This is a genomic window from Microbacterium sp. WCS2018Hpa-23, assembly GCF_031843845.1.
In the GTDB taxonomy this organism is placed as follows: domain Bacteria; phylum Actinomycetota; class Actinomycetes; order Actinomycetales; family Microbacteriaceae; genus Microbacterium.
This window is the reverse complement of record NZ_JAVTIZ010000003.1, coordinates 115,277-130,830: the sequence shown is the minus strand read 5'-3', so window position 1 is coordinate 130,830 and position 15,554 is coordinate 115,277. Positions and strand designations below refer to the sequence as shown.

Annotated in this window: 16 protein-coding genes and 1 pseudogene; 9 read left to right on the top strand and 8 right to left on the bottom strand. The window is 63.4% G+C overall.

Annotation, left to right across the window (positions count from 1 at the left end):
• The first annotated feature begins 134 nt into the window (after positions 1-134).
• Both RQG77_RS06095 and RQG77_RS06090 read left to right on the top strand, forming a co-directional pair.
• Positions 135-443 (top strand): hypothetical protein, encoded by a 309-nt coding sequence (locus RQG77_RS06095; RefSeq protein ID WP_311243937.1) that lies wholly within the window; start codon positions 135-137, stop codon positions 441-443.
• 158 nt (positions 444-601) lie between these two features.
• On the top strand, positions 602-2,104 hold the full coding sequence (locus tag RQG77_RS06090; RefSeq protein WP_311243936.1) for a SulP family inorganic anion transporter: 1,503 nt from the start codon (positions 602-604) through the stop codon (positions 2,102-2,104).
• 48 nt (positions 2,105-2,152) lie between these two features.
• Here RQG77_RS06090 and RQG77_RS06085 read toward each other — a convergent pair whose 3' ends face one another.
• The 4 genes and pseudogenes from RQG77_RS06085 to RQG77_RS19375 all read right to left on the bottom strand — a co-directional run.
• A complete protein-coding gene (locus RQG77_RS06085) occupies positions 2,153-2,476 on the bottom strand; it encodes a hypothetical protein (RefSeq protein ID WP_311243935.1) in 324 nt (107 codons plus the stop codon).
• A gap of 113 nt (positions 2,477-2,589) precedes the next feature.
• Positions 2,590-3,618 (bottom strand): Ltp family lipoprotein, encoded by a 1,029-nt coding sequence (locus RQG77_RS06080; protein ID WP_311243934.1) that lies wholly within the window; start codon positions 3,616-3,618, stop codon positions 2,590-2,592.
• 142 nt (positions 3,619-3,760) lie between these two features.
• A complete protein-coding gene (locus tag RQG77_RS06075) occupies positions 3,761-4,357 on the bottom strand; it encodes a hypothetical protein (protein WP_311243933.1) in 597 nt (198 codons plus the stop codon).
• A gap of 120 nt (positions 4,358-4,477) precedes the next feature.
• Positions 4,478-4,630: pseudogene (locus RQG77_RS19375) on the bottom strand (DUF2510 domain-containing protein); the annotation flags it as partial.
• A gap of 130 nt (positions 4,631-4,760) precedes the next feature.
• Here RQG77_RS19375 and RQG77_RS06070 point away from each other — a divergent pair.
• From RQG77_RS06070 to RQG77_RS06055, 4 genes are read left to right on the top strand one after another with little or no spacing between them, the layout of a single operon-like run.
• Positions 4,761-5,489 (top strand): SHOCT domain-containing protein, encoded by a 729-nt coding sequence (locus RQG77_RS06070; protein WP_311243932.1) that lies wholly within the window; start codon positions 4,761-4,763, stop codon positions 5,487-5,489.
• Positions 5,490-5,541: 52 nt separating this feature from the next.
• Positions 5,542-6,465 (top strand): DUF2510 domain-containing protein, encoded by a 924-nt coding sequence (locus RQG77_RS06065; protein ID WP_311243931.1) that lies wholly within the window; start codon positions 5,542-5,544, stop codon positions 6,463-6,465.
• Between the two features lie 60 nt (positions 6,466-6,525).
• Positions 6,526-8,706 (top strand): AAA family ATPase, encoded by a 2,181-nt coding sequence (locus RQG77_RS06060; RefSeq protein WP_311243930.1) that lies wholly within the window; start codon positions 6,526-6,528, stop codon positions 8,704-8,706.
• Positions 8,703-9,920 (top strand): 5-methylcytosine restriction system specificity protein McrC, encoded by a 1,218-nt coding sequence (locus tag RQG77_RS06055; RefSeq protein ID WP_311243929.1) that lies wholly within the window; start codon positions 8,703-8,705, stop codon positions 9,918-9,920. The genes RQG77_RS06060 and RQG77_RS06055 overlap by 4 nt, the downstream gene beginning before the upstream one ends.
• Positions 9,921-9,963: 43 nt before the next feature.
• Here RQG77_RS06055 and RQG77_RS06050 read toward each other — a convergent pair whose 3' ends face one another.
• A complete protein-coding gene (locus RQG77_RS06050; RefSeq protein WP_311243928.1) occupies positions 9,964-10,227 on the bottom strand; it encodes a hypothetical protein in 264 nt (87 codons plus the stop codon).
• Between the two features lie 257 nt (positions 10,228-10,484).
• On the bottom strand, positions 10,485-10,628 hold the full coding sequence (locus RQG77_RS06045) for a hypothetical protein (protein WP_311243927.1): 144 nt from the start codon (positions 10,626-10,628) through the stop codon (positions 10,485-10,487).
• Positions 10,629-10,797: 169 nt separating this feature from the next.
• Between RQG77_RS06045 and RQG77_RS06040 the strand changes: the two genes are divergently transcribed.
• From RQG77_RS06040 to RQG77_RS06030, 3 genes are read left to right on the top strand one after another with little or no spacing between them, the layout of a single operon-like run.
• Positions 10,798-11,325 (top strand): hypothetical protein, encoded by a 528-nt coding sequence (locus tag RQG77_RS06040; RefSeq protein ID WP_311243926.1) that lies wholly within the window; start codon positions 10,798-10,800, stop codon positions 11,323-11,325.
• Positions 11,315-12,082, top strand: coding sequence for a hypothetical protein (locus RQG77_RS06035; protein ID WP_311243925.1), 768 nt, complete (start codon positions 11,315-11,317; stop codon positions 12,080-12,082). Before RQG77_RS06040 ends, RQG77_RS06035 begins: the two co-directional genes overlap by 11 nt.
• A gap of 28 nt (positions 12,083-12,110) precedes the next feature.
• Positions 12,111-12,710, top strand: coding sequence for a hypothetical protein (locus RQG77_RS06030; RefSeq protein ID WP_311243924.1), 600 nt, complete (start codon positions 12,111-12,113; stop codon positions 12,708-12,710).
• 306 nt (positions 12,711-13,016) lie between these two features.
• Here the strand turns inward: RQG77_RS06030 and RQG77_RS06025 are convergent, their stop codons facing one another.
• Together RQG77_RS06025 and RQG77_RS06020 are read right to left on the bottom strand one after the other, a co-directional pair.
• Positions 13,017-13,811, bottom strand: a complete 795-nt coding sequence (locus RQG77_RS06025; RefSeq protein WP_311243923.1) for a hypothetical protein — start codon at positions 13,809-13,811, stop codon at positions 13,017-13,019.
• A gap of 49 nt (positions 13,812-13,860) precedes the next feature.
• Entirely contained in the window at positions 13,861-15,249 is a 1,389-nt protein-coding gene (locus RQG77_RS06020; RefSeq protein ID WP_311243922.1) for a DUF262 domain-containing protein, read from the bottom strand.
• Between the last annotated feature and the right edge of the window lie 305 nt (positions 15,250-15,554).

Sequence of the window (15,554 nt, the reverse complement as noted above, 5' to 3'; positions counted from 1 at the left end):
CGCATATCGCTCCCGCTCGTGTTCACAGCGCTCGACGTCGGCGTGCGGATCCGGACCGGCACCCGCACAGCGCTGTCGTGTCCATCCGAACGCGAGCGCTTGACGATCCGGGCGCAGCCCAATGGACTAGGTGGATGCTGTCGACACCTGTTCCCGACGAGGCCCCCGTAGAGCTCGTCATCATGCCGGAATGGGCAAGCTCGCAACGGGTGGTGGGCATATTCTCTCCTCGTCTGTCGAGAGAACTTCAGGCACGTATCCGCGCGTGGAACGACGAGTGGAAGTTCACGCTCAACCCTCAGAAGACGATCCACTGGCCTCACCCCGAGATAGGGCGCCGGTGGATAGAGGAAGGGAACGCTCTCGTCGAGGCGATCCAGGCAGAGCTCGGGCTGAGGTTTCGCGTCGTCGGCGGGTTCTCTGCGTACGCCCCGGAGCCCTGAGCGCGCATCGGCGGCTGAGCCGGAAGGACGAGCGCCCGGAACACGTCCGAATGGCTTCCCCGCTGCCGCGCACGAGCGACACGAACTCGCCCCTGCAGCATCCGCCGTACCCTTAACTGTTCTGCCCCATCCCCGGGCACCTTCTCTGGAGCATCCCCATGTCTGCAACCACGGTCGACGATCGTGCCCGCTATCGGGCGAATCCCACCGTCCTTCAAGCACTGAAGAGTCCGCGGATGCTGACGCGCGAGGTGCTCGCGGGTCTGGTCGTGGGGCTCGCGCTGATTCCCGAGGCGATCGCGTTCTCGGTGATCGCGGGGGTCGACCCGAAGGTGGGGCTGTTCTCGTCGTTCATCATGGCGGTGTCGATCGCGTTCCTCGGTGGGCGTCCGGCGATGGTGACCGCGGCGACCGGAGCCGTCGCGCTCGTGATCGCACCGGTCGCGCCGACGTATGGGATGGACTACTTCATCGCGACCGTGATCCTCGCCGGCATCTTCCAGGTGCTCCTCGGGGTGCTGGGCGTCGCGAAGCTGATGCGTTTCATTCCGCGCAGTGTCATGGTCGGGTTCGTGAACGCGCTGGCGATCTTCGTGTTCAGCTCGCAGTTCCCGCAGCTGATCGATGCGCCGTGGATGGTCTATCCGCTGGTCGCGCTGGGAATCGTCGTGATGATCGTAATGCCGAAGATCACCAAGGTCGTGCCGGCGCCGCTCGTGTCGGTGGTCATCGTGACAGCTGTGGTGCTGGCGTTCGCGATCACCGTGCCGACGGTCGGCGATCAGGGCGAGCTGCCCAAGAGCCTGCCGGAGCTGTTCATCCCGAACGTGCCGCTGACGTGGGAGACGTTCACGATCATTGCGCCGTTCGCGCTCGGAGTCGCTCTGGTCGGACTCATGGAGTCGCTGCTCACCGCGAAGCTCGTCGACGAGATCACCGACACCCACTCGAACAAGACGCGGGAGTCGTGGGCTCAGGGCGTGGCGAACATCCTCTCGGGGACCTTCGGGGGCATGGGCGGATGCGCCGTCATCGGCCAGACCATGATCGGCGTCAAGGCCTCAGGAGCCCGCACCCGCATCTCGACGTTCTGTGCAGGCATCTTCCTGTTCCTGCTGGTCGTCGTCTTCGGCGACTTCGTCAGCACGATCCCCATGGCGGCCCTCGTCGCGGTGATGATCATGGTCGCGATCGGAGCCTTCGACTGGCACAGCGTCAAGCCGTCGACCCTCAAGCGGATGCCGAAGAGCGAGACGTTCGTGATGGTTTCTACCGTCGTCTTGGTCTTGCTGACGCACAACCTCGCGATCGGCGTTGTCGGTGGGGTGCTGGTCGCGTCGGTGCTGTTCGTGCGGAGGGTGGCGCACTTCGTGTCGGTGTCCCGGACTGTTTCTGTTTCCGGGGATTCGGTCACGTATGTCGTGAACGGGGAGCTGTTCTTCGCCTCGAGCAACGACCTGACGACGTTGTTCTCGTACTCTTCCGACCCCGACTCCGTCGTTGTCGACCTGTCGGGATCGCACATCTGGGATGCATCGACCGTCGCCGCGCTGGACGCGATCGAGACGAAGTACACGGGGCTCGGGAAGAGCGTCGAGATCATCGGGATGAACGAGAGCAGTCAGCGGATGCGGGGACGGCTGACCGGCGGGTTCGAGTAGCACCTCGGTCGTTGAGCGAGCGAAGCGAGACGAAACGCCTTCGACCCGTCAGCCGATGGCTGCTTGAATCTGCCCCGCAAGCTTCTCGAGGGCCTTCTTGTTCTTCACGCCGTCCATGAGTGCCGGCGGACGGTTGTGGTGCACGTCGAGCGACAGGTGCACGTCAGAGCCGGATGCCGCGGGCGTCGTGATCGCGCGTCCGAGGAGCTCCCAGTTGAACAGCGTCTTCTTGGTCTGGAAGTCGATCGTGGTGCCGTCGGGCGCCTGGCCCAGGATCTTGGCCTTGTTGTCGGCGAGCACTTTCTGCACGGCAGCCGCCGTGGTCGTGGCGTCGGCGTTCGAGTGGAAAGTGGTGGTTGCAGCAGAAGACATCGTGATCCCCCTCAGGTCATGGTGTGTGTTTCACCCTAGCGAAGTCGTGTTCCGGCTCACGTAAGAGGCAGGCCCCACCCGAAGGCGGAGCCTGCCTCTTTGCCGCTACGTGCTCAGTATCCGACGGCCGCGAGACCGAACTCGATCTCGGCGGGCAGGAAGCCTTCGTACGCCATCTGGTCGTACAGCCCCTGCCGCGAGAACGACGAGTAGTCGAGGTACTGCTGCGCGGTCTCGGCCGCCTCAGCATTCCAATCTGCACCCGCGTTGTCCACGGCGAACGTCGCGTCCTCGGTGCTGAAGCCCTCGTACTCGAGCTGGCCGATCAGTCCTGTTCGCGAGAAACCGCTATAGCTGAGGTAGCTCTTCGCCGAGTTGATGGCGTTCTGCTGCCCGAGTGTGAAGACAGGCTTCTCTTCGAGGGTGAGGGTGATCTCGGTTCCCTCTTCGACCTCCGTGCCCGCAGCGGGGCTCGTCGACAGCACCTTCGCGAGAGGATCCGCGAGAGCTGTGAGCACCGGGGGATTCAGCCCCGCGGCCGTGAGCGTGACGAGCGCCTCGGTCGCGGTCTGCCCGGTGACGTCCGGAACCGCAACCATCACCACCGGCTCTTCGACCGGCTCTTCCTCTACGGTGACGGTCGACGCTGCGGGCTTCTCGTCTGCGACCTCGGTCTTGCCGCCGCCGCCCATCGCACTGGCCACACTGCTGATCACGATGACTCCAGCGGCGATCGAACCGCCGATGATCCACCCCTTCTTCTTCGACTTGCGCGCGGGAGCTGACGGAGCTGCAGCAAACCCGGCAGGCGGGGGCGCGTCGAACCCAGCGGAGGCACCCGTGGGGCTGGGCGGCATGCTCGGGTACCCAGGGGCTGCCGTGTCGACCAGGTCGGCGGCTGAGGGCGGTCCGGCAGGGAACGCGACTGTCTGCGCATCTGCGGGCGACCCGGTTCCAGGGAACACCTGAGTGGGCGCATCCGATGTCGACGGGGTCGCAGGGAACACCACCGTCGCTGCATCGGCAGGCGCCGGAGGAGCGGGCGGCTGCGGCTCAAGCCACTGGATGCCGTCCCAGTAGCGCTGTTCGTTATTCGCGTGCGGCGCGGGGTACCACCCCGGCGCCGGATTCTGATCGGTCATCTTGCTTCCCCTTCTGATGGCGTTGCCGCCCGTCAGCTCCCCCAGCGGCAGCCGAACGTGGTCGTGGTGTTCCGCGAGCGTCGCTGCTCGCGGGGTACTGCTTCGGTGGTGCGACCCGATGCGATATCGGGTCGCACCACGCTTACTGCGCCGAGTTGGCCACGCCGCGCGTCGCCTCGACCTGCGCTCGAACGACCTCTACCGCGGCGAGGATGGTCGGGCCGTCCTGCGTCGAGACCGCGTCGCTCAGCGCGTCGAGTGTCGTGTCGAGCGCCACCAGGGACTCAGGCCAGGTGACGGCGACGTTCGCGGGAACGTCCAGCGCCTCGAGCTGACCGAAGTTGAAGGCGAGCTCGCCGCTGTTGCTCAGCAGGCGCCAGAATCCGTTCTCCTGCACCGTGACGATGATGTCGTCGAGGTCCTTATTCATGTCGTCGAGGTGCGAGCCGGCCTGAGCGCGGAATGCCACTGCATCAACGACCTCAGCTTCGACCGCAGCAGTCGGCGTGGGGGTCGGCGTCGGCTCTGCCACGGCAGGCTCTTCCGTTTCGACGACCACGGGCGCGGTGCTGGCCTGCGGCGCCTCATCTCGGTCACCACCAGCTCCGATTGCTGCGCCGACGGACCCGACGACGATCACGCCGGCCGCAATCGCACCGCCGATCAGCCACTTCTTCTTCGGGCTCGCAATCGATGCGGCAGTGGGCGCCGCAGTCGGCACGGGAGGCGGCGGAAGCACCGGAATGGTCGCATCTGCGGGAGCGGGGCCCGGCGAAGGAGCGGAACCAGGAGCCGGTGCAGAGAAAGCGGGACCACTCGGAGCCGGCGGCGAGACAGGTGCCGAGGGTGCCGGGGCAGGCGCGGCGGCCGGTGCACTGTGCTGTGTCCATTGCACCCCGTCCCAGTAGCGATTCTGCGTCGGGTCTTCGGGGCTCGGATACCACCCGGCGGGGACGTTGCTCACATCTGCTCCATGCTGCTGAGATGCCCCCAGTTGGGCTCGATCTGACATTAGCGATTCCATGCGGTCGCATGGTCCCTATAACGTCACGATTGGATGACGAGCCGTTGCGAAATGTGCAACTCGGGAGGCCACGTACTGGGATACTCATGCTCAGGACTCCGCGCGGGAAGGAAAGCAGATGGCAGAGGTCGCAGCTGGCTGGTACGACGACGGTTCTGGTCGCCAACGGTGGTGGGACGGAACGACCTGGACCGAGCACTACCTCGACGCACAGCCCGGCCAGGCGCCCGCCGTGGTCGAAGCACGGGGCGGAGCTGTCGCCGACTGGGCGAAGAATCAAGCCCAGCGACTGACCGCCAAGCACGATCTGGCCAATGATGAAGACGCCATCTGGACGGCCGTCGGGAAGCCGCTCACCGGCCTCGGCGCAGGACGCTACAAACTCACCGCCGAGTACCTAGTGTTCGAGACGGGCACGCTCTCGTCGAAGGGCCAGCAGATCAGAGCCCGCGAGATCCACGACGTCGACTCGTCGCAGACCATGGCGCAGAAGGCTCGCGGCGTGGGGAACATCACACTGCTGGCGCGTCGCCCCTCGGGTGACGAGAAGGTCGTCATGCAGGACATCCCGAACTTCCGGGAGGGCGTGGTCGCCATCAACCGCGTTGCCGACGAAGCCCGGCACGCGCAGCACCTGCGAGAGAACACGTCGCGTTCGTCGATCGAGTACTCGGGTGCCGTGCAGACGGTCGCACCGGCCTTCGCCCCAGCGGCATCCCAAGCACCGGCCGTATCTGCCGCCGGCGATCTGAACTCCGAGCTCGAGCGCCTCGCAGGGCTGCGCGCCCAGGGGATCCTCGACGAGGAGGAGTTCACGGCGGCCAAGCGCAAGCTTCTCGGGCTGTGACCCTACAGTTCCGCTCTCGGCCGTCCGGCGCCGTTCATGCGAATATGAACGCGTGAGCGAGCAAGCACCAGCGGGTTGGTACCCGGACGGCAGTGGCAGCGAGCGGTATTGGGATGGAGCGGCGTGGACAGCGCATGTCCGGACTCCTGCGCCGCCTGCGCCCGCGACACCACCGCCCTCTTCCGCGGTCGCCGTCGTGGTCGCGACGAGTGAACCCGCGGCGTCCGCAAACGTGATCTCGAAGCTGGGTTCTGTCGTCAAGAAGGCGGCGGCGGATCGAAAGGCGACGAAGGAAGAAGAAGCACGGGACCACAGTGAGCGCGCTCGGGCCGCGGGCGCCTTGGTCACCAGCGGAGTGTTCGGCATCTCGACGGTTGAGATCTACGAGGGCGGTTACGTTCGCGTAGCGGAAGGCCGCGAAGGGAACAGCCGCGCCACCGAGATCACGAAGGCGACGCCGTTCGAACGACTCCGGTCGATCTCGTTCGCATCACCGGAGACGGACAAACCGGACTCCTCGGCCGCTGGCTCTCCGATTGAAGGCGCGGTGATGCAGGCGATGTCCGGCATCATGAAGGGCGGCAAGCTCCTGACGAAGGGCACCGCCATCGGCATGGCGGCATCGGGAGTGGCCCAGCTCGCTGCGAACTCCGCTCGGAAGTCGAGCCTGGTGATCGCGACAGACCGCGCCATCCACACATTGACCAACCAAAAGCACAACGGCGTGTACAACGTCAGTCAGAAAGAACACAACACGGTCGCCCTGGCCTTGGTCGACGCGGGGAACTCCGTGCTCGGGATCTCAGCAGAGCCGGAACCGCAGGTTGCAGTCGAAGCGATCGCCGTGGCCGCCGCGCCGCCTGCTGCACCGACGCTCTCGGACCGACTCCGTGAGCTCTCGGTGTTACACCAAGAGGGCATCCTGTCGGACGACGAGTTTTCCGCCGCCAAGGGCAAACTGCTCGCGGGACTCTAACTCTCGCGAGGAATTCTTCGTGATTTACGCCGGCGGCGACACAGGTCGCAGACGGAGCAAGTGAACGACGACCTATTGGCTTGGGAGGGCGCAATGGAGAGAGACCTCAAGACTGCCGAACGCATTCGAGCAGCGATGGAGTTCCTCGCGCGTGAGGGCGCGAGCGGCGGCTATGTTCCGATCACGCGGATTTGGGACAGTGCACTCGCCGCAGTGCCCCTCACTCCCTACGAATCCGAGTTGAACACGAAGAATCTGCCACGAGGTCAGACGAACTGGCGGTTCGCGAGTTCGGACTTCGTTGGTGCCGGATGGCTGATCAAGAACCCTTCCGGAACCGGAGAATGGTCGATCACTGCTCAGGGCCTGGAGGCGCTCGCGCAGCATCCGGGCACCGAGCTTTTTGCTGCCGCCGCACGCTTGAGCACCGAAGAACGCACTCGTCTGCGTGACGAAACTGTTCGCTCTCTGTCCGAGCGGTGGGTCAGCACCGACTCTGCCCAGCGGAAGCTCCTCGCAGCAGCGGATGTGATCGTCCAGGAGGGGTTCCGTAAAGGGCTATCAGCGTTCGCTCCGGGCCGGGAAGTATGGACACCGACGAACATTCGCGAGGTGCACGAACTGTGGGCTACAGCGGAGAAAGCCGAGGGCAAGGGCTTCACGGGCAACCTCACGCTGCAGTTCGCGGACGCCACTGACGACCAACGTTTGCTCATGGCCGAGGTGATCGCGTTGCAGCTGCTTCCGATCGGCTGGATCATCGGACACGCGAAGAAGCGCGAGCGCGTGCAATCACTGCTGGACAGCATGTCCCATCCCGTCGAGATTCCGAGGGTTTTCGACGAAGCCTTCGGCGGTGGAGCATTCAACCCCGGACAGGGTATGCAGACGCACGTCAACAACGCGATCACGATCATTCTGGATCTGCTCCTCTCGTGGAGCGCACTCTCCGAAGAGGCCCAGCAAGAAGCCCTTGACGACCCTCTGAAGTGGCGCGAGCTTGTTATGGGGACGGAAACTGGCTTTCCCACCCAGCGATACGCGCTGCTCTACCTGGTGCATCCGGGGTTCTTTGGCCCGATCGTGTCGACCGACCATCGCCAGCGCATCCGTCAGACCTTCATCGGGGAGATCGGCGGTGAGTTCTCGGACGATCCCGACGCCGACCTCCAGTCGATCGTCATCGCCCTTCAAGTCAAAGAAGGCAAGCCGATCAACTTCTACGGTGACCTAGAGGCGCGATGGAGGAGGACCGATCCGGATCCTGAACCCACGCCAGACCCTTTGCCTGGGCCTGTACATCCGCCATCTCCGGACCTCCCGGACCCCCGAGGTTTTGTTCCGCCCGAGCTCGATCTCGACGCACTCGCCGACCAAACTCACCTCGACTCCGTGTGGCTCGGCAAGGTGGCAAAGGCTCTCCACCGCCGCGGGCAGGTGATTCTGTATGGCCCTCCTGGCACCGGCAAGACCTACGTCGCCCGGGCCCTCGCGGACCAGCTCGGCAAGCCGGGCAGCGTCGTGAAGCGCATCCAGTTCCACCCGTCCTATACCTACGAGGACTTCTTCGCCGGATATCGGCCGGTGACGGATGCCGCGGGCCAGCTGTCGTTCTCGCTGACGCGAGGCCCCCTTCGCGAGATCGCGGACGAGGCTCGCAAGAACCCGGATGTGCCGCACGTGCTGATGATCGACGAGATCAACCGCGCGAACATCAGCAAGGTCTTTGGCGAGCTCTACTACCTGCTCGAGTACCGCGATGACGCCATCGACGTGCTGTATGCGGGTTCGGGCGATGACGGCGGCAAGTCGTTCACCCTCCCGGCGAATGTGCTCATCATCGGGACGATGAACACCGCAGACCGCTCGATCGCACTTCTCGACTCGGCCATGCGCCGCCGCTTCTCGTTCTTCGAGCTGCACCCGGATGTCGCACCGGTGAAAGACATCCTCGTTCGCTGGGCTGCACACCACCCGCAGACCCTGCCGGTGGCTGAGCTTTTCGAGCGCCTCAACTCGAGCATTCGCGATCGCGAAGACCGCGTAGGCCCGAGTCATCTGCTGCGAACCGACGACCTCGGCGAGGACGATCTCTTGGCGGTGTGGGAGGAAAGCATCCTGCCTTTGCTCGAGGAGCGTCACGTCGGAACCGGTGTCGACGTGCACGCGAAATATGGGCTGAAGACATTGCTCGACGGCCTCGGAGCGTCTGACGCCGAGGCGACAGCGTCGGGGACATGAGTTCGACGACGTTCGGCATCCGCGTTGAGGAGATCGCGGAGAAGGGCGAGTCCTTCGTCGCGCTGTCCACGCCACAGGCAGCGCGTCTGCAAGAGCTGAAGTTCTGTCGCGTATCTCCGACAGGCAACGCGGGAATCTGGCGCATCACCGACGTCGCTCGTGTGGGAGTCGTCGGGATCGACGGACTTCGACTGATCATTCGGCCGAAGACTCCGTTGCGGAGCCTGATTTTCATGGCGTCGTCTTCCGGCGTGCAGGCTGACGTGAGGCACGCGACGTTCGCGTTCGAGGCTGATCAAGATCTGCCCTCTACGCTGGCTTCAGCGCTGATCCGAGCGGTCGAGGCAGCGACGGGACGAGGGCTGCTGAAGGGGTATGTGTCCGTCGAGGAGACAGGCACAGTTATTCGCGGCCGATGGGATGTGGCGCGCCAGCTCAAGGCGCGGCCTGGCATTCCGGTCCCGGTCGAGCTGACCTATGACGACTACACCGAGGACGTCGCGGAGAACCGGATCGTCAAGGCGGCGCTGCGCGCGCTGGCGCGGCTCGAACAACTACCCCGTCGCGTCGTCGACGAGCTGGGCCCTTTGCTGGGGATGTTCTCCGACGTCTCGGATCTGCGGACTGGCAGTCGGCTGACCTTGCCGGCGGAGACCCGATTGAACGCTCATTACCAGCCGGCGCTGCGCCTCGCGCAATGGATCCTCGAAGCGACATCGTGGGCACACGCGGAGGGCGCGAGCTCCGGTTCGGCGTTCTTGCTCAACGTCGCGAAGGTGTACGAGGACTTCGTCGGGTCGGTGCTCCGGGCGACGCTGAAGCCCGAAGGGTTCGAGGTCGATCTGCAGGTGTCGGACTGGCGGTTGGACACCTGCGGAAAAGTGCGAATGCGGCCGGACATCGTCATCTCACGTGGAGGTCGCGTCGTGGCTGTGGCGGACACGAAGTACAAGGTGTGGGGTGAGAGTCATGGCTCTCCCCCGAACGCCGACGTGTACCAAGGGCTGGCATACGCGATCGCAGCGCAGGTGCCCGAGGTGCATCTGCTGTACGTGTCAGGAGATGTGGAGCCGCGGCGATACGAGATCGCGGCCACGGGGACTGTAGTCGTGGCGCATGCAGTGGATGTGAGCGGAGGACCGGAAGAGTTGATCACTCGAGTTGAACAGCTCGGGCATGCGATCGTCGCTTCGCTGGGAGCTGGCACGGTCTGAGGGTCCAACAGAGGCCCCGGAGCTCATTGGTAGCGCCGCTGGATCAATCCGCCTGCGAGGGAGACCCCGCCGGTTCGTTCTGTCCTGCGGTCGTCACTCCGACCGCGACCGCACGACGTGCGCGCAGCTTCGATAGGTGCCGATCGGTCATCCAAGACGCCGTGTCGGTCAGCACTGAGCCGTAGAAGCGCGGCTTCCGAGTGAGCAAACCGAGGCCATGGCCGGAGGATATCGCGAGGGTGAGCCAGCCGACTGCGGCGAGATCCGACGAGAAGAAGACGTAGGCGAACGCCACGTTCGCAATCACTCCCATGATGGCAAACGCGCTGCCACGCCAAACACGCGCCTGTGGAGAGTCGGCCGCAGGTTGATCGCAGACGCTGGTGCAAGGCCCGTCAGCCCAAAACCGCTCCACGGCTTATCCGCGTCAGGAGAGCCGTTGGTTCCGCATCTTTGTCATGCGTGCCGTGTGAGGTCGGAGGGATCTGCTTGTTCACCTCTTTCGCCTTGTCCTGATGTGGATCTCAGAGCATTGAATCTCCTACATCAAAAGACGGGCGCATGTTATTGGGCGAGGATCGCAAGAAGATCAAGCGGCTGGCAGCCGCTCAGGCCACCAGAAATCGCGGTTTTGTGCGTGATAGAGGTTATATCGATCGGCTTGATGCGCGTTGGATCGATGAACATGCGCTGGTTGCTCGGATCCACACCATGACTGTCTCAGTCGGGATCACCGTAAATACGGCGTTAGATGGGAACTCCGGAAAGCCGGCCACACGCTAGCGAGAGACTGGCGAAAAAAAGTATTGCTTTACCGATTGCTAAACAGGAAAGATGCGTGCTACTGTTCCCTCAATCTAAATCCTGGGAGGGCACCATGAGCACTTCAAACGTCGATCTGGAAATAGCCGCGATGGGCGCTATTTCTGCCGCCCTTTCACCCCTTGATTCCGATGAGCAGGCCCGCGTACTGCGTTGGGCGGCCGACCGATTCGCGGTTCGCGACATCAAGTTCGATGCCGCTTCGACTGATGTCTTCGAGAATACTGCGGTGTCAGCTCCTACGGAAGTGCCCGGACGGACGTACAACTCGATCGACGAGCTATTTGAGTCCGGTGTAGCGAAGACCAACACACAGAAAGCCCTGCTCGCTGCGTACTGGTTCCAGGTCGTCCAGGGCGGCGGAACCTTCCAGTCATTCACTCTGAACGCTGCGCTTAAGAACATGGGCCAGGGCATCCCGAACATCACCGACGCTTTGGGATCGGCCGAGGGACAGAAGCCGGTGCTCGTGATGCAGACCGGCAAGACCGGGAAGAGCCGTCAGGCTCGCAAGACCTACAAACTCACGACCGCCGGCATCAAGGCCGTCGAGTCGATGCTCGCGGACTCTGATGTCGATTGACCCGAAGACTGCGTTCGCGGCGCTTCCTCCGACGCTGGCGCAGGATCTGCTCGATGCCTACGCGGAGGTCGTCACGAACTACGCCGAGCATCGGTGGGAGCCCGCCGAGCTCAACGGGGGGAAGCTTTGTGAAGCGGTGTACACGATCGTCGAGGGCCATCTGTCGAGCACCTACCCCGCTCGCGCCAACAAGCCCAAGAACATGCCTGCTGCCTGCCTGGCGATCGAGAATAAGCACACAACCGCGGTGCGGTCGGCCCGCATTCAAATCCCGCGGATGATCGTGGCGCTGTACGAGATCCGAAACAACCGCGGAGTCGGGCACGCCGGCGGCGACGTCAACCCAAACCAGATGGACGCGACCGCGGTCCTGTACATGAGCAAGTGGCTCATGGCGGAGCTGGTCCGCCTACTCCACGGACTGACTACCGAGCAGGCCAGCGAGGTCATCGAAGCACTCGTCGAACGCGAGATCAGTCTGGTGTGGAAGTGGGGCGAGAAGCGTCGTGTCATCCGGACGGGACTGACCCTCAAGCAGCAAGTTTTGCTCCTGCTCGCGGGCGTAACCGAGGCGACCGAGGCGGAGCTCGTTGCATGGCTAGAACACAAGAGGCCGAATGATCTGCGGAAGGCGGTGCTTCGTCCGATGCACAAGGAACGACTGATCGATTTCGACGAGACGATCAAGGTCATCCGGCTCCTCCCGCCCGGAGTTGAGGCAGCAGAAAAGCTCATCCACTCCCTCTCGAAGTCATAGACGTGAACTAGCAATGGAGGATCCTAAGATGGACAACGCCGAATTCGAGACGCGGCTCGACCGTGTCAGCCGGGCAGCTGACGTAGTGAACTCGCTTCCGAAGAAGCTGCAGGCCGGTGCCTTTCAGTACTTGATCGGCGGTGATGTCCCCATCGTCGAGGTCCCTCCGGCTCGGCATCAGGCGGAGGGCAACAGTTCCTCGTCGACCCTTACTCCGGCGCCTGCCTCAACCGATGCTGGCTCGAAGCCGACCCCACGTGCGCGTAAGAACGGCTCGAAGCCTGGCAAGTCGGCATCAAACGATCTAAGCATTGATCTGTTCCCCGAGGGTAAGACCTCCTTCAAGGACTTCGCCGCTGAAAAGGCACCGAGCACCAACAATGAGCGATATGCGGTCGCTGTGTACTGGATCTTGAGAGTGGCTGAACTCGAGGCTGCCACCGTCGCGCAGGTCATGAGTTGCTTCATGGTTGCCGATTGGAGGCTTCCAAACGATTCTGGCAATGGCGCGTCGAAGTCCCGTGTCGCTGGCTACCTCAGCAGTGGTAGCTCTGAAGATCTGAAGTTGAGTTCGATCGGCTTGAACCTTGTGAAGTCGGATCTGCCCCACGCAAAGACCAAGAGCTAGGCCACGTGCCGAGCAAGGACTGTCAGTGGTGTGCGGCTCCCGCGGATTCACGGGAACACAAGTTCGCCCGGCACCAGCCGGAGTGCTAGCGGCGGCGACGAGCTGAATGACCGGGACTCTTGACCTGGCCTAACTGCTCCAACCCTTCCCCAAGCTCCGCGTTTGTGACGGCGTTCGCGCTGATTCGCTGCCAGGACCCAGCTCGCGACGCCAGCTGCGACCACGAACCGAGTTCCCTTCTCCCATAAGGCGTCCGAAACGGACCTGGATGCGACCGAGCTCCTTACGAAGGATGCCTTGGTGCGCTCAGGCGCCTGAGGCGCCTACCCTCCCGTGCTTCCAACTGGACGCGTCGACGTTCACGTCTGTCTTTAGTGACGTGGCCACGCGCCCGGGCGCGTGTTTGTCAACGGAGCCGCTCCCTGAGAGGACCTGGCGGGCGAATCCCTCGTCATCCGGGGCGACCCGAAGCTCGGCTTCTACGATCGTGTGCCAGCTCACTCCGGACACGGAATCGTACTCTGCACTGGCCCGCAACCGAACGGTGCCAGTAGTGATCAACCCGGTGAGAAGCGCGCGTCCACTGTCACCCGAGAACTGCGCCACGAACCGCATTCCGTGCTTCTCACCCGAGCTAATCGGCAAACCGATCTTCCGCGGCTCAGTCCATACGACCGAGCCGGCGCTCACTATCGCAAGTTCGAACGCGGGAGTGAGTGCGACGTCCGCCAAAGACTGAAGCGGAATCGTGATCTCCAGCCGAAGGTCGACGCCGTGCCCTACCTCGTAGACCGCGCGAGAGACGGCAGCTTGCGCGACATCCCCATCGTTTTCTCCATTGCCGAACCGAACGGTCAGCACCGGGCGACGTGACTCCATCCGGTCCGATAGATCACGTTCCCGCTCGCGCATGTCATACACCAAGACCACGATGAGGCCCGTAAAGGCCATTCCAGAGAAGAGAGCATTGGCGGCTCCGAACATGTCCCCGACTACGCCCAGCTCGGCTACCGGCTGCCCCCAGTCGTGGAGCCAGCCGTTGAGGATCACTACGGCCCAAACCATTGCCGCTAGCGCCACGAGAACGACACCGAGGAACACGCAGAACCAGAACCACGGGCGGATGGGACGGCGCGACCCCGCTTCGCCGCTAGACGATCTCACTGACGACACTTTCCATCCATCCCAACAGTGTTTCGTGGCGCCCTCTGGCGGCACGTGGGCCAAGCTCAAATCCCTGCGATGCCAACGCCGAAGGAGCGAGCGCGTACTCAGGGATAGCTGGCGCCTCACGCAGACGACGCCGTACCGACGTGGCGCTTGAACTGCTCAGATACATGACCTTCGCGAGCTCAGTTTTCACGGTAGCCGGCCCGACAATGCCGTAGCTCGGGTCATACTCAAACTCCCGCAGCTCGCGCTCGGCCAGCTCGCCATTGTCGATGGGATCTCGAGCGCCATTGATCCGCGCAAGCCCGCGGATTGCTCGTGTCAGGGTGCGACTACCGCCGCGAGACACGCGCTCCAACGATACGTCCGAGAACCGCGTCGTCTCTCGAGTTTTAATCGTGTCCCCACGGCGAACCACGTTCATAACGTCAGCGTCCGAAAGGTCGTCAAGCCTCAAGACGGAGTTCCAGTATGTGTCCAGCATGGCGGCGGCGCCGAATCGGGCCAGTGTCGCTGCGGCAAGCAAGACGGCTCGGTTTGAAGGCAAGTCAGCAGGCTCAACGACGCCTGCGCGCCCGACCAGAAGCGTCAACGCGTCGGCGTACTTCCCGATCGCAGATGGCCAAACCTCGGCAACATCTTCCGGAGGGATCTCGAGGAGGTCGCTGGCTCTAAGTCCTCGCACGCTGGCGTTCCCCTGACCGGCCGCGCTGAGCGCCACGAACCGAAGAATCTGGAGAGATGTCACCCGGAAATCGACCAAGATCGGATGGGCTTCCTGCCCCCGCTCCCACCCCTCGCGCAAGTCCTCCCCTATAGCGCCAGCGCGGGCGTTCGCGAGGTCAAAGACGTCGATTGGTACTCCCGAAGTATTGATCGCCTCGAAGATCTGCGCCAGCTCGTATACTTCTACGTCATGCCCGAGCACTACGCATGGGAGATCGTAACGGTCCAGTCGGTGCAGCTGATCCTGTAATTCGACTCGGTCGTTGGGAGGCGTTGGCCCCCAACCAAAAAGTTGGTCCCTATCTGTGCCCCGAGTTCGATTGAGCGAGAATCCATACTCACCCACACCAGAGATTGCCTGATAGAGCGCAGTCAACCGCTGTTGCCCGTCTAGCACCAGATACTGAACGCCGTCGGGACGCAACGTTGGCGCGCCGGCGATGGGTCGCATCGCCAACTCTGGAACGGGCGGCACCAGAAGGAGAGTTCCGATCGGCCAATCGCGCGCGACACTATCCAGCAAGGCGGCGACTTGAGAGGGCGGCCAAACAAACTCGCGCTGAAAGTTAGGCAGGCCGATGACCCCGTCATCAATCATACGAACGAGTTGGCCGACCGAAAAGGTAAGTACGTGCTGCCTCAACTACGCGCCCTTCGTAGACCAGAAAAAGCATTCCCTAGGTGACCATACTCGCGGCGATGCTCAATGCCGGTCATTTGCGGGTTGGGGCTGCGACGTTCATTGAGGGCGGCTGGGGTGGGACCCAACGAACGTTGAGTGCGAACGGCCGGCGCGGCAGAGCGCGCAGGGCACCCGAAATCTGGACAGTCGTGACGCAGAATCCCAGCGATGAAACGGAAGTGCGCGTTGAGGCAGCGTGAACTCCGACGGGAGGCTTGTCCGCCCGCGCGAAGCAAGAAGCTCGCTCGAAGTCGATTCGTCGAACA